The following is a 22918-nucleotide window of genomic DNA, read 5'->3' as shown; positions in this document are numbered from 1 at the left end:
AGGTCGTAGATGGGTACAGGCTTATTCACGCAATTGAGACTTCCTGATTTTGGTTAATCAACACGCGTGATAATATCATATAAATTTTATGGATTGCAGTATTCCCCTAAATTAGTTCATAAATCGATTTAACACTATGGATGTCTCGACAGATATCTTCTAAACTTCTTTGCGGCTCCCAAGTCGTCACTTCACGGAAACTCTGCAGGTCCGTTTCCACACCCAAAGCATCCGCTGCCGTGCGTTCAATCACTTCACAAGGAATTGCCAGACGATTCACCACTTCATACGTATTAATCATTTCCAGAACGGTCGTGCTCACACCCGTACTTAGTTGATACGTCCCTCTTCTTAGCAGAAAGCTTCCAGTCGACGTTGTGATGGCTTGCGCTACGTCCAACACATGAAGATAATCGCGGGCGGCAGTACCATCCTTGGTCCCGTAATCCGCTCCAAAGACACGTACCTTTTCTTCTTCGTTCGAAGCTACAGAACCTACTTGATTAATTAAGGCATACGGAGAGCCTATTGGCAACATTCCCGATGGGTGACATCCGGAAATCGTCGTTGGTCTCAAAAGGATAGCTTTCACTCCATATGTATTAGCTTCTTGATAGATTTCATTTTCGAGCTTAAAATTGGAATCCAGACTTCCTGCACTCGACAGATACACTAACTTTGCAATACCCGAAACCCCACAGACTTTGATTACACTAGAAATGGTCTGCTTTTTGACATCACTGCTTTGCTTATTAGGAGATGGACTTGCTAAATAGATAACGGCGTCAAACGAATGAGCTGTAAACAAATGTTTTAATTGAATCTCATCGGAGACATCGAATCGATGCCACGGAATTGTTTTTCCGGAAAGTTTCTCAAGCAATTTAAACGTTTCAAGCGAACTGTTTTCTAAATTATCCACGATATGCACCGAATGTCCTGCTTCTAACAAAGACAAACAGGTATGGCTTCCGACGTACCCAAGCCCACCGACTACTAAAACTTGCATTCCCGCCCCTCCTTTACATCTTTTCCCTATTTTCAGTATAGCATGTGAATTCTTGAGAAGGCATAGGTGTAAATAAGTGAATAGAGACAACTCATTAATACTATTTTGACACTACCGAAAGAAATACACAAATTCTTAACAATAAAAGTAATCAATTTTTCAAATTTACCGCTTAGTAGGTCAGATTTCACAATGATGATTTTTCTTTAATAGATCGAGTAATATTAACGATTCCTAGTAATACAAGTCCCCCTGTTGCAGCACCCAACGTATCAATGAGAACGTCACGAAGCTCTCCTGACCTCCCTAAAATGAACTGCTGGTGTAACTCATCGGTACAAGCGAATAGTGCACTCATAAGTACGACGATGAAAAATCTATTTAGGTTCTTTCCCTCCTTCATCAATACAATCATTAGAAGAAACCCGAGTACTAAGTAAATAAGGTAATGAGCTGTTTTTCGAAGTGTATTGTGTGAGATGACTACTGGCTCATCAGAGGTTCCTTTCATCAATTGTATGACACCTTCTATGATCGACTTTACTTGACCACTTAACTCTTTAGAAACCGCGGCAGGTTGGTTTGATAAATAAAAGATAACCGCCGCACACCCTATAATAGCTCCCCAAGATATTGTTTTTTTCATATGTATCCTCTTTCAATCATTAATTTCACGATTTTTTTGTAATTTTAACACAACAAAGACCTATTCTGTTTTGACTATACAGAATAGGCCTGTTTGAAGTTACATCAATCCTGCCACTTTCAAGAACTCAGCAAGGATTTTCGCCATTTGGTCACGCTTTGTGTATCCTTGCGGATCGAAGTGACCATTCGCCATACCAGACATGATGCCTGCCTGGTACACTTTTTCAATGCTTGATTTGGACCAAGAAGACATCGTTTCGTGGTCTTTCAACTGCGATACACGTTTAGACGTATCATAAATAGTTGCGTCAAGGTCTAACATGTCATGGTCGAGAGCACGAGCAATCATGACAGCTGCTTGCGTGCGTGTCAATTTCTCATTCGGTGCAAACGTTCCATCTGCCTTACCTTGAATGATGCCGAAATGGATCGCAGCCATCAATTCGTCATTCTTATTGAACCACTCGTTGCCTGTCACATCCGAGAATCGTCCGTCATACGATTGGCCTGATAAACCGAGGGCTCGCACGAGAAGGACTGTGAATTCTGCTCTGGTCATGTCTACAGAAGGAGCATACGTGCCGTCTAACTTTCCGTTAACGATGTACTTCGAGCCAAGCGTTTCGATGTAACCTTTCGCCCAATGTCCTGAGCCGATATCTCGGAAAGTTTTCGACTGCTCGACAACCACATAGAAGGAATTCGTCAGCGAATGAACCTGCGCAACATTTCCATCATACGTCGTTGGCACAGCTGTGAATGAACCGTCCTCCTCCACTTTCACTGCAACGGCTTTTGACGGGTTCACATTCTTGTCAAGGACGATTTCTCGTGTCACATAATGCTTGAATGTATTCACTTCTACTCGATTCGGGCCACTAACTGCTTCTACTTTAAACTCCACAGCTTTGGAAACAGCGGATAGTGTAGAAATTGGATTGTCGACCGGGTTAACGGAGATAATCAGTTCGAAAGCATCTACTGACACCTCGAGTTCTGCTGCAAGGGTAGCTACATCCACTTCAGAAAGTGGCAAGTGATAAACGGCATCTGTTGCTTCGACCGACACCATAATCTGCTTATTTTTCTTTACTGCTTCTGTAACGAGCCGTGCCGGAAGCGCCGCCATCATTCGTTCTCTTGGCTGAGCGTCCTCTAACTTAACGCGAATCACGTTCTTTGTTTCGGAGATACTTGAGACGATGGCATCCACTTGATTTGCGAGGGTGCGCGTCATAACATCTACAGTGCCATTCGTGTGGACGGTTCGAATCACTTCCACTGCACCAGGAGGCAACAGGATATCCTGTGGTCCACCTGGTACTGGTGGTGCGGGATTCTGTACAGGTATGTCGACAGGTTTCTCAGATACCATGATTACTACCGTAGTCAATCCGTCTAGAGTCAGTTGATCTTTCGATAAGGTAAATCCTGATGCTTCTTTGACGTTTTTCGTGCCCGCTTCGTCGTTATCGACAACGACAGCACCTTTTGTAAGGTCTAGATTGTTCAATGAGAATATGCGACTCTTGTTGTCCGCATTCACAAACACGTAATACGTACCGGTGTCATCCGTCGACTGTGCTTTATAAGCAATTGCTAAATCATTGTCTTTCACTTCCGGAATATCAAGAAGTGTCACGTTTGAATCCACAAGATTTTTGTCACCTAAACGGAACGCATTCGTGGATTTACGAAGTGCAATCAAGCCTTTCGTATATTCACTAGTCACATGGTTCACAGGGAACAGCTCAGCGTTCTCTGCTTTTTGCCAGTCAAACTTATTGACGGCATCGGACGAATCGTACGAATCATGGATGAAGTAGCCAAATGAATTGCCACTCTCATCTTTTAGTTCATGATACTTTTGTTCCGGAACCCCTTCACTAAACCATTGTTTTGTCCGGCCGAATTCTTGACCAGCATGTAGGAATGCGGTTCCTTGAGATGTTAACACCAAGGCGTTTCCTACACGAATACGTTTGTGAATCTCTAGATTATTTTCCGCAATCGCTGGATTTTTTTTGATTGACTGGGCAATGACATCATAGAGTGTTAAATTGTCATGGGCCTCGATGTACTGCACCATGTCGCCTGGATCGTCATGAGCCGTATTCGATGGTTGACCTTTGATGTTATTAAAGATGGTTTGTATGGAACGCGCACCACCTGTAATAAAGCGTGGTTCGCCTTCAGATCCAAAACCGGACTTGAGTTCATTGCGAATTTCATCAGAGAAGACCCCGACGTCATCTGTTTTGTTCATCCAGTCCTGGTCTGCTCCCATTCCTGCAAGGTCTGGTTCCGCGATATGACCCGCAAATGTGCGCCAGCCTTCTCCAATGAACAGAGCGTCTGGATTGATTGCGGCAGCCACATCATAGGCTTTTTGAATGGACGGATACGTCGCGTCTCCCATCATGTCAAAGCGCATGCCGTCAATTTTGTATTCGTCAAACCAATATTTCACAGAGTCGATCATGAGTTTTTCTGCCATTTTGTGATTCGTTGCTAAGTTGTTTCCGAATCCACCAAGAAAGTTGCCGTTTGCATCTTGGTAGAAATAATAGTCTGGTACGATATCATTGAGGTGACTTGCTTTCGCCATATGTGTATAGACGACATCAAGTACAACCCCCATACCGGAATCGTGGATAGCATCAATGAGTGCCTTCAGTTCTTTGACACGTAGTTCCGGATTGGTCGCATCTTGCGAGTAAGCTCCGTCTGGAGAGAAGTAACCATGAGGGTCATACCCCCAATTGTATTCATTGCCACCTGCGGAATACTCAAGTTCGCGTTCAGTCATTCCGGTCTCATCACCGAAGTACCAAGCCATGACCGGAAGAAGCTGAACGTGCGTCACGCCAAGTGACTTGATGTAGTCCAGTTTCTCGACGAAACTTGCGTAGGTTCCGAAACGGTTAGTCAACTCCTTACTTATAGACGAATCGGAAGTGAAGTCTCGGACGTGGATCTCATAGATCACTGCGTCTTCTCGTTTTTCGTAACCATCAATCTCAGCATGACTAAACCCTACTGGGTCAGTTCCCTCAAGGTCAATAATGGCAGCCTTCCCGACGGTATCTCCGTCCGGACCTGGTTGTCCTTCTGTATTGACCGTGAATGCGGCCATCGATTTAGCGTACGGATCAAGCACCGTTTTGGTGACGCCTGCATTCGTAACTTCGTATTGATAGTAATAACCTTTCACATCATCGACATTTAGTTCAGTTGCTATTCCTTTTTTCGACCAAACACCATGTTCGCCCATTGTCAGGTCCACACTGCCGATGAATGTCGCCGCATCATCTTTATCGAAGAAGTTTGCAACGACTTTTGTCGCTTTTGGTGCCCACAGTTTGAGCGTTGCATCTCCATTAGAATAAAGTGCACCTAGTTTTCCGTCATATCCATAAAGTTCATCAATTAAACGCCATCCCGACGTCGCAGAAACTGTACGACCAGCATATGTGATGGACAGTGGAACATTGTCTAGAGAGAAGTTTGCTGTCACTTCTACTTTCTTATTGTCGACAATTTGAACCGACTCAATCGTCACTTCTGCGTCTTCACTATCTCGAATCTGAAGACCGGACTTAAGTTGGTCTATATCTAGACCATCCGTCATCGTGAAGTTAAGAGAAATAGTGTTTTCGCCAATGACCTCTCCGGAAACGAGCCCGGTTGCCACGTCTTGGTAAGGAGAGATGTAGACCGTATCATCTCCTTGTTGAATCCATAGACGATTGTATTTATCGAGTAAGTTAAACGTCTTATTGCCGCCATCTTTCTCCTGTGTCTCTTCATTCACAACCAAGAAACCAATTTCTTTCGCATCTGCTGTCAATGATATATCGGCGTATGCACCGTAGCGGTCTACTCCGTCAAAATCAACAGCGCCTGTTGGCCAGTTGGCCGAGGGGTTCACCACCTGGCCCCAGTTCCAGATGCCTAGATTTTCATAGTCACCATTAGTGCGCGTATAGTGGATGCGCACTGTATTTTCAGGTAGGTCGACTGGTTCATATGTGTAAACAGTATCAGAACCTTGCTCGATCCAGATTTCATTCATCGCAGGGTCGACAATGGTAAATCCTTTATCGCCCCCGTCTTTCCCCGCATCGCCTTTTGTCACATCCATCACGAGGAAACCGACGTTTCTCGCGCCTTCTGCCAATTCCACATCAATGTATGCACCGTAGCTATCCTTTTGTTCAAACATGGTCGCTCCGACAGGCCAGTTCGCCGATGGATATTTCACGTCATTCCACAACCATGCTCCGTAATTGGTGTAATTGTTGTCATCACGCTTGTAGTGAATGCGTAAATGATTGTCTGGTACTGGAAGAACTTCTTCCTCACCGCCTGTAACTGCTTTGGCAGCTACGATTGCGCCTCCCTCAACCGTTAACAGCACTGTTCCACCGTCAGCCATGGCAGGAAGTACGATCGTCATTTTTGACTGCTCGTCTGCCGTGTATGTTTGATTCGAGTAGACATCTGTCACTACGGAATCTGGTGAATTTACAGTCAGTTCAATGGACGTCGCTTGTTCAGCCACATTAAGTCCAACATAGACACTATCACCGTTATAGGATCTCGAAAACAGCATAAGCTTGTCTTTATCCGATCCACCGATTGTGTTACGTTCACCTTTGGCAAATATTTTCGAATGGTCACCACGGAAGTTCAAGATTTTTGTGTAGTGTTCTAACACATCATTGCCTTCTATTTGATCCCAAGCGAAATTATAACGGTTGTCATACTGCGGATAATTATTGGCCCCTGTTTGGCCAAGCTCTTCTCCGTAGTAAATCACCGGTTGCCCTTTTGAAGTTGCTTGTAGAGAAGCTGCAACTTTCAATTTGCCTTCGTCGCCACCTAGAGAATGTAAAAACCCATCCTCATCATGACTTCCTAGGAATTGTCCAAGTGTTGCGGTATTATCCAGTTTGTCATTACGAGCAATCAGTTGGTCATTGGCTGCTTTTAGTTGACCATTCACAAACGAACGGGCTGTATTTTTAAACTCAAAATCTAGTAAGGAATCCATCATCCCAGTCCCAAGGTATCCAAGCTGGTTGTTTTCATGTGCACCCCAAGCTTCCCCGATCAGTTTGAAATCCGATTTCTTTTCTGTAAGAGCAGCTTTAAACGCCATCCACGTCGTATCTTCTACATGCTTTACGGTGTCGACACGGAAGTAATCAATCGTGTTCCCACTGCCGGTTGTGGCTTTATCAATCCAAGCTGTTTGCCAATCAATGATTTGTTGACGCACAGTCGGATTTTCCGTACGCAGGTCCGGAAGTCCAGCAAGTTCACCAAGGATTTCATCCGACCCTACATTGGCCCCTTGACGAACAAGGTTCGCAAAACGCGCGCGGTCGTCATCAGTTGGGTACCCTGCAGGAGGGTTGTTCATAGCGTCCAACTCTTTTAAGCCATAGCCTGTGTGATTCAATACCACATCGACCATGATTTTCATGTCACGGTCATGAGCCGCATCAATCAATTCATGGAAATCTTCCATGGTTCCAAAGTGCGGATTAAGTTGACCGAAATCATTTGCCCAGTAGCCGTGGTAAGCATAATACGGTTCACCTGCTTCATTCATGCGTACGTCATACTTCACATTTTCAACGATTGGGCTGATCCAAATCGTATTCACACCTAGATCATCTAAATAATCGAGTTTTTGTGTAATTCCTTTTAAGTCCCCGCCTTGGTAGGTACCGCGTTTGTTCGTATCGTACCCGAGGTTATAGGGATCGTTATTCGTTTCATCTCCATCAAAGAAGCGGTCCGTCAACATAAAGTAGATGATGGCCTCATCCCAGTCGAAGTCACCTTCCGTTTGTTGAAACGCCGTTACTTCTACTTCCGCTGACCCGTTATACGTATTGCCATACGAATCCGTAACTGTGAGAGGAATCGTTTTAACGCCCGGCGTCACATCATCTTTTACGGATAGCGTGATTTTTTGAAGTGCCGGATCAATTTCTAACTGGCTGCTGCCACCTAGAGCAGATACATCCGCCGTAATTTTTGAAATCTTGATATCTTCCGTTACCCCTTCAAGTGACACGTCCAGAACTGCATGTTGATTGGCATGGAAAGATGCCGGTGACACAGTACCGGAAACCGTCAAATCCGCTTGACGAAAATCAATCGAAGACACGCCGTCCACTGTGTTGTAAGGATCGGTCACTTCTTCCGTCACTCCATTTCTAGTCACTAGGTAACTATACGGCGTTTTGCCATTTGGAATCGATTCATACGTTGTGATGAAACGCTCGTTTTGCGGTTCATACGTCATCTCGATCGTTTCTCCATTAAATTTCAATTCGACTTTTTCAATGGTGTCCATCGCATCGTTTGCGAATAATGATTTGTCACGATAAAAGAATGTGGCGTCTCCTTGTTGAATCACCGGAGCTGAACCGTCCGGAACAACAAAAATTTCTTCTACACCACTCGTGATGATGGCTTTCGTTAGAGAATCATTTTTATTTACGGGAATAAAACGATCCCCAAACTCTTTCTCGCCTGTATCCCAATCATAGGTGCTTCTTAAAACAAATCCAAATTGCTGAGTAGCAGGTCCAACGGCAATGTTTGCAATAGCCTTTGTCCCTTCATAGGTTTCAAAATCAAGTTGATCATCTTTTACACCGGTATTCCAAGCCCAAATGTTCCAGTCGCCAAAGTTGGCATCTTCACGGACATAGGTGAAACGCACAGTACGATCCTCCGTATCTGTCTTGCTGACTACGGGTGTCTGGCTCATTTGAGCGCTTGCTTTTGGTCCATGTACAAATGGTAACCAGACACTTAGCAGCATGACGACGGTCATAAGAATCGAAAAACTTCGTTTTTTTCTCTTCATTCCTCACTTTCCTCCTCTGTTTTGTTGGTGATGTAATCGCTTTCAAAGTAAATTTGAAAGAATTTGTGCAAACGGTTGCACAAATCTTCATCTTTAATTTTACGTGGATTAGTTTCATTCAGCAATACATTTTTAGAAAGTTCGGACAATTGATATATGTATTTCTAAAATTAGCAGAAAGTTAGTAGGTTTTTGCAAAGAGTGGGTGCGAGAGCAATGCTTTCGAGTAATTGGAGTTACATGGTTGGCTATTTTAAGGTTATGGGCTATAGAGGATTCAAGTTAGACACTTAATAGATTCAACTTGTCTTAGAAACGATAGCACTGGCGGAATGTGATCCAACTTTACCTTTTAGTAGACCCAACATGACCTCTTAGTAGATCCAACTTGTCTCTGAAACCATAGAACTGGCACTATGCGATCCAATCATACACTTATTAGCCCAATCTCTAACCACATATTCTCTTCCGCTTTCGCGTATAATAAAAAAATAATAAGTTCTAAAAACTTTATGTACGACGAATTGAGGAAAAAACATGAGAAACGACTGGGATGATCCCATAGATGAGCTAAAAAAAATTACGGTGACCTCTCACCCGAACAATGAGCCGGTGACAATTGAAGGCGAAACGGATGATTTACGCTGCATCGGAGTGGGCACGGATGCGGCGGTGTTTGAATCATTATCTACTCCCGGATACGCCTACAAGTTGTATGCCCGTGAAAAACGAGAAAAAGTAGCTACTGAGGCACAGGTATATGACACGTTAGGTGCTTCTCCTTACTTCCCGACATGCCATGCGAGCGGTGAAGATTATCTAGTTCTCAGTTACGAAAAAGGCATCACATTATTTGATTGCTTATTGCAAGGTGTATACATTGCTGAACAAGTGGTGAAAGATGTGGAAGATGCGCGAGAGTATGTACGCAGCAAAGGACTCAATCCTCGAGACATTCACTTAAAAAACATCCTATTACAAGATGGGCGTGCAAAGATCATTGATGTCTCTGAATATGTTTTACCTGGTAATGATTTTCGATGGGAACATTTAAAAGAAGGATACGAGAAATACTACCACCTCATTGAAGGCAATGCAGTGCCGTTCTGGCTCGTGGAAACTGTGCGCAAGTGGTATAACCAAAAGTCCGGTCAGTCGACATTTGAAGACTTTGCGAAGAGTGTGTTGAGGTTGTTGTTTATTAAGTAGTATCAAATAGAGAGTTGAACATCTTTAATCTCCTAGATGTTTTGATAGCAAATTTTGAGACCGGTTTGGATTTGTAAAAAAATCAGACCGGTCTCACTGTATTTTCTATAGCAGTAATCAACCAATTACTCTACTACTAACTCTCCTCCCCTTCCATCGCATCTTCTTTTGTACGATGTACAGTTCCGAATGGATGGTTCGGTGGTGCATAAATCGAGTAAAGTTTAAGCGGTTGATTGCCAGTATTCGTCAAGTTGTGCCAGTAGCCTGCTGGAATGACAATCGCATAATTGTCTCTTACTCTCCGCCTAAAGAAAAGCTGGTTTTTCGTCGGCCCCATTTCTACAAGACCTTGCCCCTGCTCAATACGTAAAAACTGGTCAAGATTTGGATGTCGTTCTAATCCGATGTCTTCTCCAACACCTATACTCATGAGAGTGACTTGTAAATGGTCTCCAGTCCAAAGTGCTGTGCGAAATGTTTCGTTCTGAAGAGTTGCTTCTTCAATATTTATAACAAAAGGATAGGGACCGTAATCTTTAATACAAAGCTCTCCTTGTTGAGGCGAGTTTGTTGAAGGAGCTGTCATAGGAGGATAATTTAGATTTCCATGGCAATATGGGCACATAGAGAATTTCGGGGGAAAATGAAACATTCTCATATCCTTTCTTGGTTCATATACGTAATGTATGCGACCAAATCTAAGCAGGCATGGGCAAAGTCTATATAAATAAAGACCTACTCTCAGTTATGCGGAGAATAGGTCTATTTTAATGTATCAATAAATGGTTCTCTTCATTTGAAGATGTACCTTATTCTTCTCCCAGCACCTCGATACAAATCTTGATGCTCTCGAGTAAGTCCTGGTGCCCCCAGCTAGGAATGCGACCGTGCTGGATGGCTAGTTCATGAGAGGCAGGGATGTGGATGAATCCGGATGGCACATTCATCCCTTTCTCCGCAAAATAATGCAGTCCTTTGTACATCGTATGATTACATAAGTACGTACCTGCTGAATTAGAGATTTCTGACGGATAGCCACTTTCGAGCAATCGGTTAATCATGTTGCGGTAAGGCAATGTACTTAAATAGCCAGCTGGTCCACCTTCAACAATCGGCTCATCAATGGGTGCATTTCCGGAATTGTCCGTATTCGTTGCAACTACATCATTAAAATTCAAGGCAATGCGTTCCGGGGTAATTTTATATCTTCCGCCTGCAAGACCTAACGAAATCAACGCATCCGGCTGCTCTTTATCAAGCAACTCGACAAGCTGATCCCCCGTTTGTTTGAAGTCCACACTTAAAATCTTTCCAACGATTTGATATCCACCGATCTGCTGTCCATCCAGTTCTTCTACAATTTTCATCGTCGGATTGACAGTAAAGGATAGAAAGGGTTCGAATCCTGTTAGCATAAGCTTTTTCATGAGTTAGTCACCATCACAATCTACTAGTTTTCTTTTAGTATACATGTAATTTATTTCGGAATCCAAAACTTTACTCAAACTCCTTTCAACCCCCTATATTTTCCTGTAAACTGGAAGTAAGGGGGCTATACATATGAAGAAACTACTTTTTAGTACCGTACTTGCAGGCAGCTTGTTGCTTTCATCCTCAGCATTTGCGAACACAAGTGAATTCACAGATGTACCAACGTCACACCAATTTTCGAAGCATATCCAATACCTAGTGAACGAAGGAGTTATTTCCGGCTATAAGGATGGTAGATTTGGATTACTTGAAAATTTGACGCGTGGTCAAGCAGCGCTCATGATTGCTCGTGCGTTTGATTTAGATACTTCCGCTCGAGAGACTGTATTTACAGATGTCAATTCCAATTACGCTGGTGCTGTCCAATCAGGATTTGAAGTCGGAATTATTCAAGGAACTTCACCCACCACATTTGCTCCAGAGAAAAACATTACACGTGCGGAAATGGCACTCATGTTGGCCCGCGCATTTAAGCTTGAAGAAGAGTCATCTAAAGAATTTTCGGATGTTCCTATGTCTAAGAAAGGCTACTCGGAGATTCGAAAGATTCATGCATTCGGAATTACAGGTGGCATTGATGCAAATCGGTTCGAACCAGATTGGAATTTGAAGCGTGGAGAATTCTCAGCATTCTTAGCTCGTGCACTAAACGCAGAGTTACGTCTTAAGTCTGCTACTTGTGAGTACGATGATTCTCGAGTTACAAACCCTTCTCGCCAAGCACTTAACTGCCTAGTCACAAATGCAGCTCGCTCCGCTGACGGGATTATTCCTCCGGAGATTGTAAAAGGAATTATTAATGAAGAAATGGGCAACTGGCAGCACTTTGATAACAATGGAAAAGCCATTGTATCCGATGATGGCGGTATTGGTCTTACTCAAATTACGAACACGGTTGGTTATGACGTTGAGAAACTGAAAACGAGTATACAATATAATGTAGAAACTGCTATTGATATGCTACTCTACCATTTCAATCGCTCGGACCTCCCGAAAGTTGGAAATCACGATCCAAACAACTTAGAAAGCTGGTACTTCGCGGTAATGGCCTACAATGGAACAAAACCTGTTAACAGTCCATTTGTGAAGGCAACAGGAGCAGTAAACCCTAATGCCTATCAAGAGCGTGTGTATGATGAAATTAATACATCAAGTTATGTGCCAACATCAATTCGTTCGATCGGTATGACATCGGACGATTTCACTTACGCTTCAGGTTCGGCAGAGAATATTGTTTTTGAGGAAAAACAATTTATACTAAATGCGGAAGCGACTCACTCAAGAGACCGCTATAAAGCAGAAGATCAAGCTATACTCCTCAACTCTCGTTTACGCGATAAACCAACGACAGTGAATTCAACAGTTATCAATGCAGCTGCAGGTTCAACAGTTAGAATCCTTGGTGCCCCACTTTATGACCAAAACGTTCATGCGAAACACAATTTCGTGTGGTATCCAGTTGAAGTTGTGATTGATGGGAAGAAACAGTATCTATATGTATCATCACAGAATTTGAAATAAGGTTATTAAACTAAAATGCCCACTCTTCCTAGCTCCGTGTATGAATAGAGCTAAATGAGTGGGTATTTTTTGAAACTTTAAGTTGTTTCATTTTGTTACAAGATATTTCTAGTTCACTGCTACTTCCACAAGCCTATCATTCAATTCTTCTAAACACCTCATTGATTGTTCTGAACTCCCATTCAACATTTCTTTCATCTTTTCAATAACAAGATGTTTATACTTCTCTACCTTTTCGATATCGAATAGGAGGTTTCCTGTTTGTCGTATAAAGAAATCCGAAGGTGTTAATACCATCTCATACTCTATGCCATATTGAAGCATAGCCATTATACTAGTTCCCGCAGCCTCTTCTATTTTTTGAAGAGGCTTACTAGTTATCCTAACAATTCTACCAATAGCGGATCTTCCTCCGCCATTGCCTCATATGTTCCATCGTCTCCCCTCAGTATTTCCTGCATAAGACGTTTCGCTTTACGAGGATGACCGAGCAAAACTTCTGCTCGTGCAGTTTCAAATAATGACGGCATGTATTCCAGCGTATAGGAAGGAATTAACGAGAGTAATTCTTTTGCACGTTGCCCCTCCCCTAAGTCGTTGAGCGTAACGGCACGAATGAGCAACAATTCAGTATGTTGTTTCATGACCGGTCGCCAGCTTTCAACAAACCTATCTAAATGGGGCAGGGCTTTCTCACCGTAGTTCAGCTCAAGCGACTTCCACCCCATGTTCAGAAAATCAGCATGGTACGGGTCGATAGCGAGCGCTTGTGAAACAATTTGGAAAGAGGTTTTATAGTCTTCAGAGTGACCATGCACTTGAGCCCACCAGTCCAACACAGAGAGGTCTTCAGGATCTTCAGCAATGAGTTCTTGTGCATAGCGAGAAGCTATTTGCACATCATTCGGATGGACTCGCTCAGCAAGTTGCTGCGCGTACGCAAAAACAAGCATTCGTTTAGCCTCAGATTCTTCGACATTTACCAGTGGACGCAATAGTTTGATGGCTTCGTCCGGCATATCTGCATCCAAATAAAATTCCGCAAATCCCATGATGGTCGTCACGTCCTTAGGATCCAGTTTGATGGCTTCTTCATATAACTGGATAATACGGATCGCATAGAAGAATTGTTGCGCTTTCTGCTTTATTGAACCAATCATTCCGGCAGGTTCATCCTCGTTAAGAGCTGCTAAACGAAGTGCTAGCTGCTGAGCGGCATGCACCAGATAGGTCTTGCGATGCTCTTTTGGAAGCTTTTTCAAGTGGTGAAGAAGTAAAGGTATGCGTTTTTTCTGTTCAAGCGCAGTGATAAAGTGCCCAATCCAGTCAGGATCCTCTGGCTGAGCCAGAAGTTCTTTATGAATAAGAGGTAATGCTTCGTTAGCGCGACCCATCTCAAGTAAAAATTCAACATATCGATAAAGGACCACTCCCGCATCATGTTCTGCCAGTGCCTTTTGATAGCACGTTTCCGCAAGCGAGAAATCCCCAACGATATGAGCACAGCGCGCTTTCAATAGATACCACCACTTGGCTGACACGTAGCCATCCAAAGAGTCGATAAGTGGGAGGACTCGTTCAAGCTCTTCCGCATCATCTATCCATTCTAAAACTTGATCAAACTCGATGATATCTGTCGTCACTTCGTGCACGTAAGAAGTCACCGCAAGACAAACTTCCAAACTCTCCAGTTCCACTGAGAGGTTCATAAGACCTTGAAGTGCTTCAGTCTGATAAGGCTGCAGTTCCAGAGTCTTTTCATAGTAAGCAATAGCCGACTGTACATCCCCATCAGCAAGAGCCATCATGGCCAGTTGGTTCTGGGCCACTTCATGTTTGCCCGCTTCTAAGAACAATTCTTTCGCAAATTGTTGGGTACCAATTTCTAAATGCAACTGCCCTTCTAGACTCCGTAGCTCTGGTGTTGCATGTCTAGCGCGAAGCTCGGCAAACAACTCAATGACTTGTTTTCGGTAGCGTGTTTCTGAAGCAAAGTCGACATAGGTCATCGCATACAAGTCGACGTCGTCATTCGTAGCTTCTCTTAAACGACTCTCTAACAGAGTAATTAAACGATCTTTTGTTTCCGTCGTATTCATTTCACTCATCACGAAGCTCACGGCAAGGAGCATACGAACTGGATCTTCCGACTCCAGGTGAGGGTTCAACATCTTCCATGCATCGTCTAATCGGTGCTGTTTAAAGTAATTGCGTGCCAAATAGAAGACTGCGTCTGTATCAGCTGGCTGAAGTTTGACCGCTTTTTCGAAAAGAGTTTGTGCGGCTTCAAATAATCCTTCTTGCTCTTCTAGAAGTCCAAGTTCTGAATACAAGATACCCTGCTCAGGCAAGTTTGCAATTCCTTGTTTAAGATGGGCTTTTTTCTGTACAAAATCATCTTCTATCTCAGCTAGGCGTAAATAAGCGAAAGGCTCTACGTGATCAATTTCTAAAGAAGCCTTGTAAAGCGTTCGTGCCTGATCCATCTCACCCAAGAATTGTTTGGCACGTGCCATCTCATACAGTGCATAACTATCCTTCGAGTCTTCAGCTACGAGACTCTCAAACAATTGATAGGCCGTTTCATAGACGCCGTTTTCAAAGTAGACAAGTGCTTCGGTCGCACGAACAAACGAGTCGTTTGGTGATAATTCTTTTGCAATGTCTACCCATTTATAGGCTCGCAGTCTCCACTCCCGTTGCAATTCGATACGTGCTAGGTAACTATAGGCTACTGCTTGATGCGGATTGACTTCAAGAGATTGATACAAAGCTTTTTCTGCTTCGTCTAGCGCATCCATTTTGAGATGACTGAGGCCTTTGATGAACAAGGCATTGGAATTTAAGTGTAACTCCGGACCTTCCAGAGCATTTAACGCTTCTTTGTAATGTCCAATCCAAAAGGCATGGTGAGCTCTTAACAGCCGAACGTCCTCATGCGTAGCCGTAATGTTCTCTTCTAATACACGTAACCAGCGTTCTGTTTGTTCCGAGCTAGCTTGACTGGTTAAAGACAGAAGTCCCATGACCGCAACCGACAAATTGTCTGGATGTTGATCAGAAAATGTGAGAATGTCCTCAGATTCTGTCGACTCTTCCGCTGTCAAGGTATAGAGCGCATCAAAAAATGCGTGAGCGTTTCTATCAAACTGGATCACTAGATCTTTTTTCGCTTCCGGAAGAAAGACAACACTCAGACCTTCACGCAACTGATAAGTCTCTTGCCATTTATCGTATGCGAGCGCATAGGGATGGACTTCATTGGGGTCTTGTATATATAACGCTTGAAGTCTGTCATCATAGCCGACCACGACTTGGACATGAGCATTCATTTCAATCAGCGTGCTGACAAGAATCGGAATACCTTGATCAAGCAACGATTTGTAGGTAGCCAGATCTCCTTTAAAGTACAGGCTCTCGTATCCCAACTGGTTCATATATTCTCTAGCATGATGAAGTTGTGTACCTTCATCTTCCCTAACAGCTCTAGCAATCGTTTCTTGCTGTTCCGTCACATCAAACGCCTGCAAAATAAGCTGCAATGCAGCCGGAACACAGTAATTAACGTGTTGAACTTGTTGAGTGAGCTCAAGAAGAACTCGTTTCCCTTCCCCATTTGCTTGAAAATTGCCATACACATGGTTTTGGAAAAATGAACGATGTCCTTCTACTAAATGGGTTAGTTCTTCGAAACGTGACAATTTATATAGAAGATGCGCTTCGAGCATGATAAATGGCCATTTTGCGTAATGGAACGGATTCCAGGCATTGACGGCATGAAGTTCCACCAAAGACTCTTCCAAATCGCCAGTAACATAAAGAACCGATGCCAAGTCCATACGCACGAGAAATTCTTCCGGATGATGAGACAACGTTTCTTTCAATAGTGTGCGAGCTACTTCTGGTTGTCCTTCAAGAAGATATAAATCGCTTAAGAATAGCAGCAAATGATGTTGGTTTTCTGCAATTTGATCAGGTGCCAAAGATTGAATGAGGTCGATTGCTTGCTGGCGTTCTCCCTTTGCCATCAGGAACCGAACCATATCTACGAGCGTGCGCTTTCCTAGTTGCTCGAGTTGTTTGAGCTGCTCCTCCGCCTCGTGAAATCGTTGTAAAGCGCTGTAAACACGTGCAAGGAGTCTTGCCATTTCAGCACGTTGTTCATCCGAGATGTCATCAAATGCGGCAAGCATGGCTTTTGTTTTAAGCAGTTGTTCCGCTTTAAAATGTTCGCCACGTATAAACAGCACTTCCGCCTGCCATAGAGTCGTTTGAAATGAATGAAATTTTTTATGGGCATGACGCTTCAAAATGACTGCGTACTGGGGCATACCTTCTTGTTGGGCTTGTGTGATAAGTCTGTTGTAGGCATCTTCCGTGGTGAGTGTAGAAAGAAACGACTTGAGGTGAGTCCATGACCTCTTTTGCCAGAGAGAAGCTATGAGATCCTGAACAGTTGGTTGAGTGGTGATGGTCATATGTGTCTCCATTCTATGAAAAGTTTTTCAAATTTCATCTTATACTGGCAGGATGTAATCCCCTAGGGACATTTGACCTGTTTTGAAGAGATATCCAGGCCTGTTTTTGAAGTTGCCACTGCTCAGGTAGTCACTACTCGATTTTACCTGTTCTCCTCCCATACCCGTTCGCAACTCGTTATCTCATTACTCCCCTATATCAAATATGCATCCGGATTCGATAGAGTCTGCCACTCATTAAATCCAAATTCATCGGTATATTCTCTCAGAAGAAGACTCATCAAGTTCCCGTGCGTGACCAGGACAACTGTCTCATATTCTGATTCGAGTATCTCATCTACGACTGCTCGAATTCGCTCAGTGGCCTCGTTACTCGATTCACCGCTGTCATACTTTAAATCACTATCTTTAAATGTTGCTTGCAATTTTTCAAGCCAGTCCGGATGAGAATGCTGACTCAGAACACGTTCTTTCAAGCGAACGTCTGTATCGATTTCAATTCCTTTTTGTAATGCTAACGGCTGAATAGTTTGGATTGCACGTATGTATGGACTAGAAATGATTATTTCCACGGAAATATTCTTTAGAAATCGTGCGAGTTCTTCAGCTTGTTTTTCACCTAGTTCAGTCAGTTTTGCGTCCGCTGCCTGTCCTTCTGCTTGGCAGTGGCGGATGATGTATATTTTTTTCATTAATTAACCTCTATTATTTCATTAAGATATCACTAATTATACGTATAATTGTACGGTCCATTAACCGTGTCAATTACCGCATTTTGTTGTATACTTATTATAAATTAATACATAGTATAAAGGAGGAAGATGAAAGTGAGTGTTTATACCATGCGATCAAAAAAACCAATGTTCACAAATGAGCAGCTTACTAATGCTGGAACTGCCGCAAAAAAGTTTGGCTCGATTCGTAAAAAAGCTAAGGAAGAACCACAGTACATCATGGATAACGGCTCAGTTGACACTGTAGTTCTTGATTATTCTTATTATGAAGAAATGTATGGCCGCCTTATTGAACTGGAAGAAGCTGAAGAAGCTCGGGTTCTTACCGAGAGACTGGCTCGATTAGATGCAAATCCTGAATCCGCGATTTCTTGGAAATCTCTTCGGAAAGATGAGTAATGGAAAAAGAACCAAAGTTTGATTTACGATTTGATCCAGATGCTGCAAAAGAATATGCCAAATTAAAAAATCCAGTACTTACTATAGTGAATAAATCACTCGACGAACTAGAATACCGAGCAGACGAAGTAGGAAAATCATTAGGTAATAAACGAGATTTGAAGTTAGCAGGATGTAAGGAGATAAAACTTAGAGATGCAGGTATACGAATCATATTCCGCATAACGGAGACCAGAATCGAAGTCCTAAAAGTTGTACAACTTTTAGCTATCGAAAAACGATCAAGAGATATGGTATTTAAACTTGCCTCTAAGAGACTAAGTGCTATTAAAAAAGTAGAGAAATCTGGCAAAATATTTCAAAGTACACGTCGTTGGAAAAAGTTCTCTTTACAAGACAAATCGCCCCTACCACCGAAAGAATAATGGTGGAAAGGGTTTTTCATATTCTAACACGCCCCACAACACTTTTTATATTTCTTTCCACTCCCACACGGACATGGATCGTTACGCCTTGCTTTAGTAGGTAGATTCTGTTTCTCTTCACTAATCGTAGTTGAGTAGTGAATAAGTTTGAAAAGTTATTTTGGGGAATACCCATTTAATTCCCACTGCGAAGAGGCATATGCAACATTAGCTAAAAGTTTCGTTTATTTAGTTAAATCATCCACCATGTAGATTGGAACTTTTTGAAGTACCGTCTGTAAAAGAACGTTTGGGTGAGCATTCTCTCCATACCACCGGCCACTACATAATCTCTATACATTTCAGACGCCAGATAATAGGACTGTTCTTTATAAAGTAGACCAAGAACCAGGGTTCTCTCTTCCGTCGGTTTTACAAGTCCATACACCTACCTCTAAATACTCTATCAATTCCCAGTATTTCAACATTCCTTAAGTTTGCAACAATCCTAGTGAGATTTTACGAATCTCGTTGTTTATTTTACTGTTCGCCTTCATCCACCACGAATCCCTACCTATCCCTCTCCTCTTCATTTTTGTATAATAAACATAATTCTGTCGAATCGACGTTGAGGAGTTGCACTCATGAAGCGAGCTAGTCTCCAATACCGAATCATGAAATATATGCTCGCGCTGACCATGACCGTTCTCGTCCTGGTCATTACGGCGTCGTACTTTGTCATGGCGCATAGCGTTCGGCAGGAAATCGGCGAGCGCGCACTAAATATAGCGGAAACTACTGCACAACACCCGGTTGTGATCAAGGCGCTGAAACTAGATGCATCCACACCAGAAATTCAACAATTGGCTCTCAACATCCAGCAAGAAGTCGAAGCGGAGTATGTCGTCATTGGAGATGAAAACTCGATACGCTACGCCCACCCTGTGTCAGAGAGAATCGGCGAACGGATGGTTGGAGATGACAATGAGCGGGCGCTTCAGGGCGGTGAATCGTACATCTCGCAAGCGACCGGTACGCTCGGGAAAGCCATTCGCGGGAAAGCTCCGGTAATTGATGAAGACGGCAATATTATCGGTGTTGTCTCGGTCGGGTATTTGCTTGATACCATTTTCCTAATCAACCTCGACTATGCCAAATATTTAATTATCATCTTTATTATTGCAATGATTGTGTCGGCGTTATTATCACAATTCCTTACTCGCCGCATTAAAGGTCAATTACTTGATTATGAACCGGAAGAGATCGCATCTCTTCTTACCCAGCGAAACGCATTGCTCTCTTCAATCCGCGAAGCCATCTTAGTAGTCGATATGGAGGGACGGATTGCCCTGAGCAACCCTGCAGCGGACGCATTCTTCCCGGAACGCGATACGATTCAAGGACTACCCGTGCAGGACGTGATTCCCAATACGCGTCTCCTTGACATTATAGAGACCGGCGAAGCCGAGCTCGACAAAATGATGATGCTAGGTGGCAACGAAACGCTCGTCAACCGCATTCCGATTCACCGTAACGGCCGCGTGATAGGTGTTATTGCTAGCTTCCGGAAAATCGAAGATATCGATACGATTGCGGAGGAACTGGCGCAGACGAAGCGCTATACGGAATCACTGCGCGCTCAGACGCACGAACACCAAAACTTTTTGTATATGATTTCTGGTCTTCTGCAGCTTCAGGAATACGAAGAAGTGGTCGACCTGATCCATCAACAGCAAACAGAAAACGCTGCACTCATTGCGTTTGTGTCGCGCCACATTGAAGATACGTATATCAGCGCCATGGTCATCGGCTTTTACAACCGGGCGCGCGAGCTGAAGATTGAACTGGCACTTGACCAAGACAGCCAATGCTCCACGCTTCCAAAGACTGTGGAGAAGCACTTGTTGATATCCCTGCTCGGGAACCTTGTCGTCAATGCGTTTGAAGCGGTGGAAGAAAATCCAGTTGGTGAACGGATTGTGCGCTTTTACGTGCAGGAATCAGCCAACGAGATCTTGTTTGAAATCGAAGATTCCGGTCCAGGTCTCGCACCTGAACTCTTACCAAATTTATTTAAAGGAAAACAGTCCACAAAAGACGCTGCTTTACGCGGATACGGACTGGCGATTGTGCAGGAAAACGCGAAAGCGCTCGGGGCCCACGTGTCTGTTGAAACAGGTGACTTAGGCGGCGCGTTGTTTGTTATTGCTTTACCGAAGGAGGGACAAAATGGCACCAGAAATTGAAGTCCTCATCGTAGAAGACGACCCGCGCATAGCGCGAATTCACGAGAAATTTGTGGCTGCAGTAGACGGCTTTGTAGCGGTTGGCATCGCCCATACCGTGGCGGAAGCAAAGCTATGGATGGAAGAACTGGAACCGAAACTGGTCCTCGTTGACGTGTATCTTCCGGATGACCTTGGGACGAATTTTGTAGAGTACGTGAAACGGACACATCCGCAGACGGACATCATCTTGATAACAGCAGCTACAGAAGTCGATATCGTAAGGAAAGCCTACGCTTCCGGAATTGAAGATTATTTACTTAAGCCATTAACGATGCAGATGTTTACAGAGTGCTTGACGTCATACAGACGCAAGCAGGAATTGTTCAGTTCGTCGACAGAACTCACCGAAGAACAAATTCGTCAACTTTTCAAACAAACAGCTACTACGGAACAAACACACGCTCCAAAAGGTATCGACCGACTGACACGCGAAAAAGTCTCGAAAGTAATCACCGAGCACCCGGACGGTATCACTGCTGAATTTCTTGGCAATCAACTCGGCATGAGTCGGTCTACTGCCAGACGTTATTTAGAACATCTAGTAGCCGAACAGACGCTGACAGTTGAACAAGTTTACGGGACTGTTGGTCGTCCGGAACGACGCTACTTTTTAAAATGATTGCACCCTTCCCTCACGATGTGAGCGGAAGGATTTTTTCGTGCACACAATTGAACAAAATGCACATAATGTAGAAAAAGGAAAATATGTATGTAATGTATGCAATTTTCTGAAATTGATTTACTCTTAGCGAAAGCAAATGAAAGCGCTTTACTAAAAAGGGGGAACTCACATGAAGGTTGGAAAAAAATTGACGGCACTTGCCGCATCGGCTGCTCTATTTCTTAGCTTGGCTGCGTGTTCGGCTGGGGATAATGCAGCATCTGGAAAAGAAGCAGCAGTGTATCCAAAGAACAACTTGACGATTGTAGCACCGTCCGGAGCTGGCGGTGGATGGGATTTAACAGCGCGTGCCATCAGCAAAGTGATGAGCGAAACGAAACTGGTGGACAAAGCCATTACAGTTGAGAACCAACCGGGCGGTGGGGGTGCCGTCTTTATGGCTACGTACGCAACGAAAGAAGCAAGCAATGATCACATGTTGATGGTCAAGTCACCACCGATCCTGATCAATAACTTAAAAGCAGAAGGAAATAGCCCTTACGGATACAAGGATACAACACCACTTGCGCAGCTAACGAAAGACTTTGGTGCCATCGTTGTAAAAGCGGATTCTGAATTTGAAACATTGACAGACTTACTGGATGCAATCAAAGAGGATCCAACGTCCATCACTCTTGCCGGTGGATCGGCACCAGGATCAATGGACCATTTGCTGACCATCATGCCTGCATATGAGTACGGCATCGACCCAAAAACAGCAAAGTACGTTTCGTATGATGGAGGTGGTGAAGCGATGGCTGCCCTTCTTGGTTCGAACGCGGATGCCATCGGTACTGACGTATCCACAGTGACTTCCTATGTAAAGAGTGGTGACGTGCGCGTGTTAGCTGTGACGTCTCCTGAGAAAATCGACCTTGAAGGACTTGAAGACGTTCCAACACTTTATGACCTCGGCATTGACGCAGAGTTCACGATCTGGCGCGGCCTCTTCGGACCAAAGGACATGTCTGATACAGCAAAAGCGTACTGGACGGAAAAACTGGACGAAATGGTGAAGACGGACGAATGGCAAGCGGAACTGGAGCGAAACGGTTGGGCGGATGAATACCGCGTAGGCGACGACTTCACAACATTCCTTGAAGAACAAGAGCAAGTAATTACTGAAATCTTAACCGCATTAGATATGCAAAAATAAAGAATGTGTGCGGGCAGCCCTTGCT

The 22918-nt window shown here is 43.7% G+C and carries 16 protein-coding genes; 7 read left to right on the top strand and 9 right to left on the bottom strand.

Annotated features, from left to right (window positions below; translation table 11 throughout):
* Positions 1 to 106: 106 nt before the first annotated feature.
* From ACFO0S_RS04515 to ACFO0S_RS04505, 3 genes are all read right to left on the bottom strand, one after another.
* A complete protein-coding gene (locus ACFO0S_RS04515) occupies positions 107 to 1009 on the bottom strand; it encodes an NAD-dependent epimerase/dehydratase family protein (RefSeq protein WP_378140613.1) in 903 nt (300 codons plus the stop codon).
* Positions 1010 to 1196: 187 nt separating this feature from the next.
* Positions 1197 to 1655, bottom strand: a complete 459-nt coding sequence (locus tag ACFO0S_RS04510) for a VanZ family protein (protein WP_378140612.1) — start codon at positions 1653 to 1655, stop codon at positions 1197 to 1199.
* A 99-nt stretch (positions 1656 to 1754) separates the two neighbouring features.
* The gene (locus ACFO0S_RS04505; protein WP_378140611.1) at positions 1755 to 8549 is read right to left on the bottom strand and encodes a pullulanase; all 6795 of its coding nucleotides are present in this window, start codon (positions 8547 to 8549) and stop codon (positions 1755 to 1757) included.
* Positions 8550 to 9086: 537 nt separating this feature from the next.
* On the opposite strand from ACFO0S_RS04505, the gene ACFO0S_RS04500 reads away from it, so the two are divergent.
* A complete protein-coding gene (locus ACFO0S_RS04500) occupies positions 9087 to 9758 on the top strand; it encodes a serine/threonine protein kinase (protein WP_378140610.1) in 672 nt (223 codons plus the stop codon).
* Positions 9759 to 9894: 136 nt separating this feature from the next.
* On the opposite strand, the gene ACFO0S_RS04495 is transcribed toward ACFO0S_RS04500, so the two are convergent.
* Both ACFO0S_RS04495 and pcp read right to left on the bottom strand, forming a co-directional pair.
* The gene (locus ACFO0S_RS04495) at positions 9895 to 10347 is read right to left on the bottom strand and encodes a cupin domain-containing protein (RefSeq protein WP_378140609.1); all 453 of its coding nucleotides are present in this window, start codon (positions 10345 to 10347) and stop codon (positions 9895 to 9897) included.
* A gap of 223 nt (positions 10348 to 10570) precedes the next feature.
* A complete protein-coding gene (pcp, locus tag ACFO0S_RS04490) occupies positions 10571 to 11188 on the bottom strand; it encodes a pyroglutamyl-peptidase I (protein ID WP_378140608.1) in 618 nt (205 codons plus the stop codon).
* A gap of 133 nt (positions 11189 to 11321) precedes the next feature.
* Here pcp and ACFO0S_RS04485 point away from each other — a divergent pair, with 133 nt between their 5' ends.
* On the top strand, positions 11322 to 12773 hold the full coding sequence (locus tag ACFO0S_RS04485; protein WP_378140607.1) for an S-layer homology domain-containing protein: 1452 nt from the start codon (positions 11322 to 11324) through the stop codon (positions 12771 to 12773).
* A 108-nt stretch (positions 12774 to 12881) separates the two neighbouring features.
* Here ACFO0S_RS04485 and ACFO0S_RS04480 read toward each other — a convergent pair whose 3' ends face one another.
* The 3 genes from ACFO0S_RS04480 to ACFO0S_RS04470 all read right to left on the bottom strand — a co-directional run bounded on the left by ACFO0S_RS04480 (position 12882) and on the right by ACFO0S_RS04470 (position 17943).
* The gene (locus tag ACFO0S_RS04480) at positions 12882 to 13130 is read right to left on the bottom strand and encodes a glycerol-3-phosphate dehydrogenase C-terminal domain-containing protein (protein WP_378140621.1); all 249 of its coding nucleotides are present in this window, start codon (positions 13128 to 13130) and stop codon (positions 12882 to 12884) included.
* 20 nt (positions 13131 to 13150) lie between these two features.
* Entirely contained in the window at positions 13151 to 17251 is a 4101-nt protein-coding gene (locus ACFO0S_RS04475; protein ID WP_378140606.1) for a tetratricopeptide repeat protein, read from the bottom strand.
* 194 nt (positions 17252 to 17445) lie between these two features.
* On the bottom strand, positions 17446 to 17943 hold the full coding sequence (locus ACFO0S_RS04470; protein WP_378140605.1) for a histidine phosphatase family protein: 498 nt from the start codon (positions 17941 to 17943) through the stop codon (positions 17446 to 17448).
* A 135-nt stretch (positions 17944 to 18078) separates the two neighbouring features.
* Between ACFO0S_RS04470 and ACFO0S_RS04465 the strand changes: the two genes are divergently transcribed.
* Together ACFO0S_RS04465 and ACFO0S_RS04460 are read left to right on the top strand one after the other, a co-directional pair.
* Entirely contained in the window at positions 18079 to 18384 is a 306-nt protein-coding gene (locus tag ACFO0S_RS04465; RefSeq protein ID WP_378140604.1) for a hypothetical protein, read from the top strand.
* Entirely contained in the window at positions 18384 to 18809 is a 426-nt protein-coding gene (locus tag ACFO0S_RS04460; protein WP_378140603.1) for a hypothetical protein, read from the top strand. The genes ACFO0S_RS04465 and ACFO0S_RS04460 overlap by 1 nt, the downstream gene beginning before the upstream one ends.
* 23 nt (positions 18810 to 18832) lie before the next feature.
* On the opposite strand, the gene ACFO0S_RS04455 is transcribed toward ACFO0S_RS04460, so the two are convergent.
* Positions 18833 to 18934 (bottom strand): SEC-C metal-binding domain-containing protein, encoded by a 102-nt coding sequence (locus ACFO0S_RS04455; protein WP_378140620.1) that lies wholly within the window; start codon positions 18932 to 18934, stop codon positions 18833 to 18835.
* 498 nt (positions 18935 to 19432) lie between these two features.
* On the opposite strand from ACFO0S_RS04455, the gene ACFO0S_RS04450 reads away from it, so the two are divergent.
* The 3 genes from ACFO0S_RS04450 to ACFO0S_RS04440 all read left to right on the top strand — a co-directional run bounded on the left by ACFO0S_RS04450 (position 19433) and on the right by ACFO0S_RS04440 (position 22893).
* Positions 19433 to 21034 (top strand): ATP-binding protein, encoded by a 1602-nt coding sequence (locus ACFO0S_RS04450; protein ID WP_378140602.1) that lies wholly within the window; start codon positions 19433 to 19435, stop codon positions 21032 to 21034.
* The gene (locus ACFO0S_RS04445; protein WP_378140601.1) at positions 21018 to 21695 is read left to right on the top strand and encodes a response regulator; all 678 of its coding nucleotides are present in this window, start codon (positions 21018 to 21020) and stop codon (positions 21693 to 21695) included. The genes ACFO0S_RS04450 and ACFO0S_RS04445 overlap by 17 nt, the downstream gene beginning before the upstream one ends.
* Before the next feature lie 172 nt (positions 21696 to 21867).
* Positions 21868 to 22893: a tripartite tricarboxylate transporter substrate binding protein gene (locus tag ACFO0S_RS04440; RefSeq protein ID WP_378140600.1), complete on the top strand. Its 1026-nt coding sequence runs from the start codon at positions 21868 to 21870 to the stop codon at positions 22891 to 22893.
* Positions 22894 to 22918: the final 25 nt, after the last annotated feature.

It is taken from the genome of Chryseomicrobium palamuruense (assembly GCF_042649045.1).
GTDB lineage: Bacteria > Bacillota > Bacilli > Bacillales_A > Planococcaceae > Chryseomicrobium > Chryseomicrobium palamuruense.
This window is presented reverse-complemented; position numbering and strand designations above follow the sequence as displayed.

Excerpts from the sequence above, each read along its gene's own strand:
- ACFO0S_RS04450 (WP_378140602.1), top strand. The coding sequence starts at position 19,433 with ATGAAGCGAGCTAGTCTCCAATACCGAATCATGAAATATATGCTCGCG.
- ACFO0S_RS04510 (WP_378140612.1), bottom strand. The coding sequence starts at position 1,655 with ATGAAAAAAACAATATCTTGGGGAGCTATTATAGGGTGTGCGGCGGTT.
- ACFO0S_RS04485 (WP_378140607.1), top strand. The coding sequence starts at position 11,322 with ATGAAGAAACTACTTTTTAGTACCGTACTTGCAGGCAGCTTGTTGCTT.
- ACFO0S_RS04500 (WP_378140610.1), top strand. The coding sequence starts at position 9,087 with ATGAGAAACGACTGGGATGATCCCATAGATGAGCTAAAAAAAATTACG.
- ACFO0S_RS04495 (WP_378140609.1), bottom strand. The coding sequence starts at position 10,347 with ATGACAGCTCCTTCAACAAACTCGCCTCAACAAGGAGAGCTTTGTATT.
- pcp (WP_378140608.1), bottom strand. The coding sequence starts at position 11,188 with ATGAAAAAGCTTATGCTAACAGGATTCGAACCCTTTCTATCCTTTACT.
- ACFO0S_RS04440 (WP_378140600.1), top strand. The coding sequence starts at position 21,868 with ATGAAGGTTGGAAAAAAATTGACGGCACTTGCCGCATCGGCTGCTCTA.
- ACFO0S_RS04460 (WP_378140603.1), top strand. The coding sequence starts at position 18,384 with ATGGAAAAAGAACCAAAGTTTGATTTACGATTTGATCCAGATGCTGCA.
- ACFO0S_RS04470 (WP_378140605.1), bottom strand. The coding sequence starts at position 17,943 with ATGAAAAAAATATACATCATCCGCCACTGCCAAGCAGAAGGACAGGCA.
- ACFO0S_RS04445 (WP_378140601.1), top strand. The coding sequence starts at position 21,018 with ATGGCACCAGAAATTGAAGTCCTCATCGTAGAAGACGACCCGCGCATA.
- ACFO0S_RS04515 (WP_378140613.1), bottom strand. The coding sequence starts at position 1,009 with ATGCAAGTTTTAGTAGTCGGTGGGCTTGGGTACGTCGGAAGCCATACC.
- ACFO0S_RS04475 (WP_378140606.1), bottom strand. The coding sequence starts at position 17,251 with ATGACCATCACCACTCAACCAACTGTTCAGGATCTCATAGCTTCTCTC.
- ACFO0S_RS04505 (WP_378140611.1), bottom strand. The coding sequence starts at position 8,549 with ATGAAGAGAAAAAAACGAAGTTTTTCGATTCTTATGACCGTCGTCATG.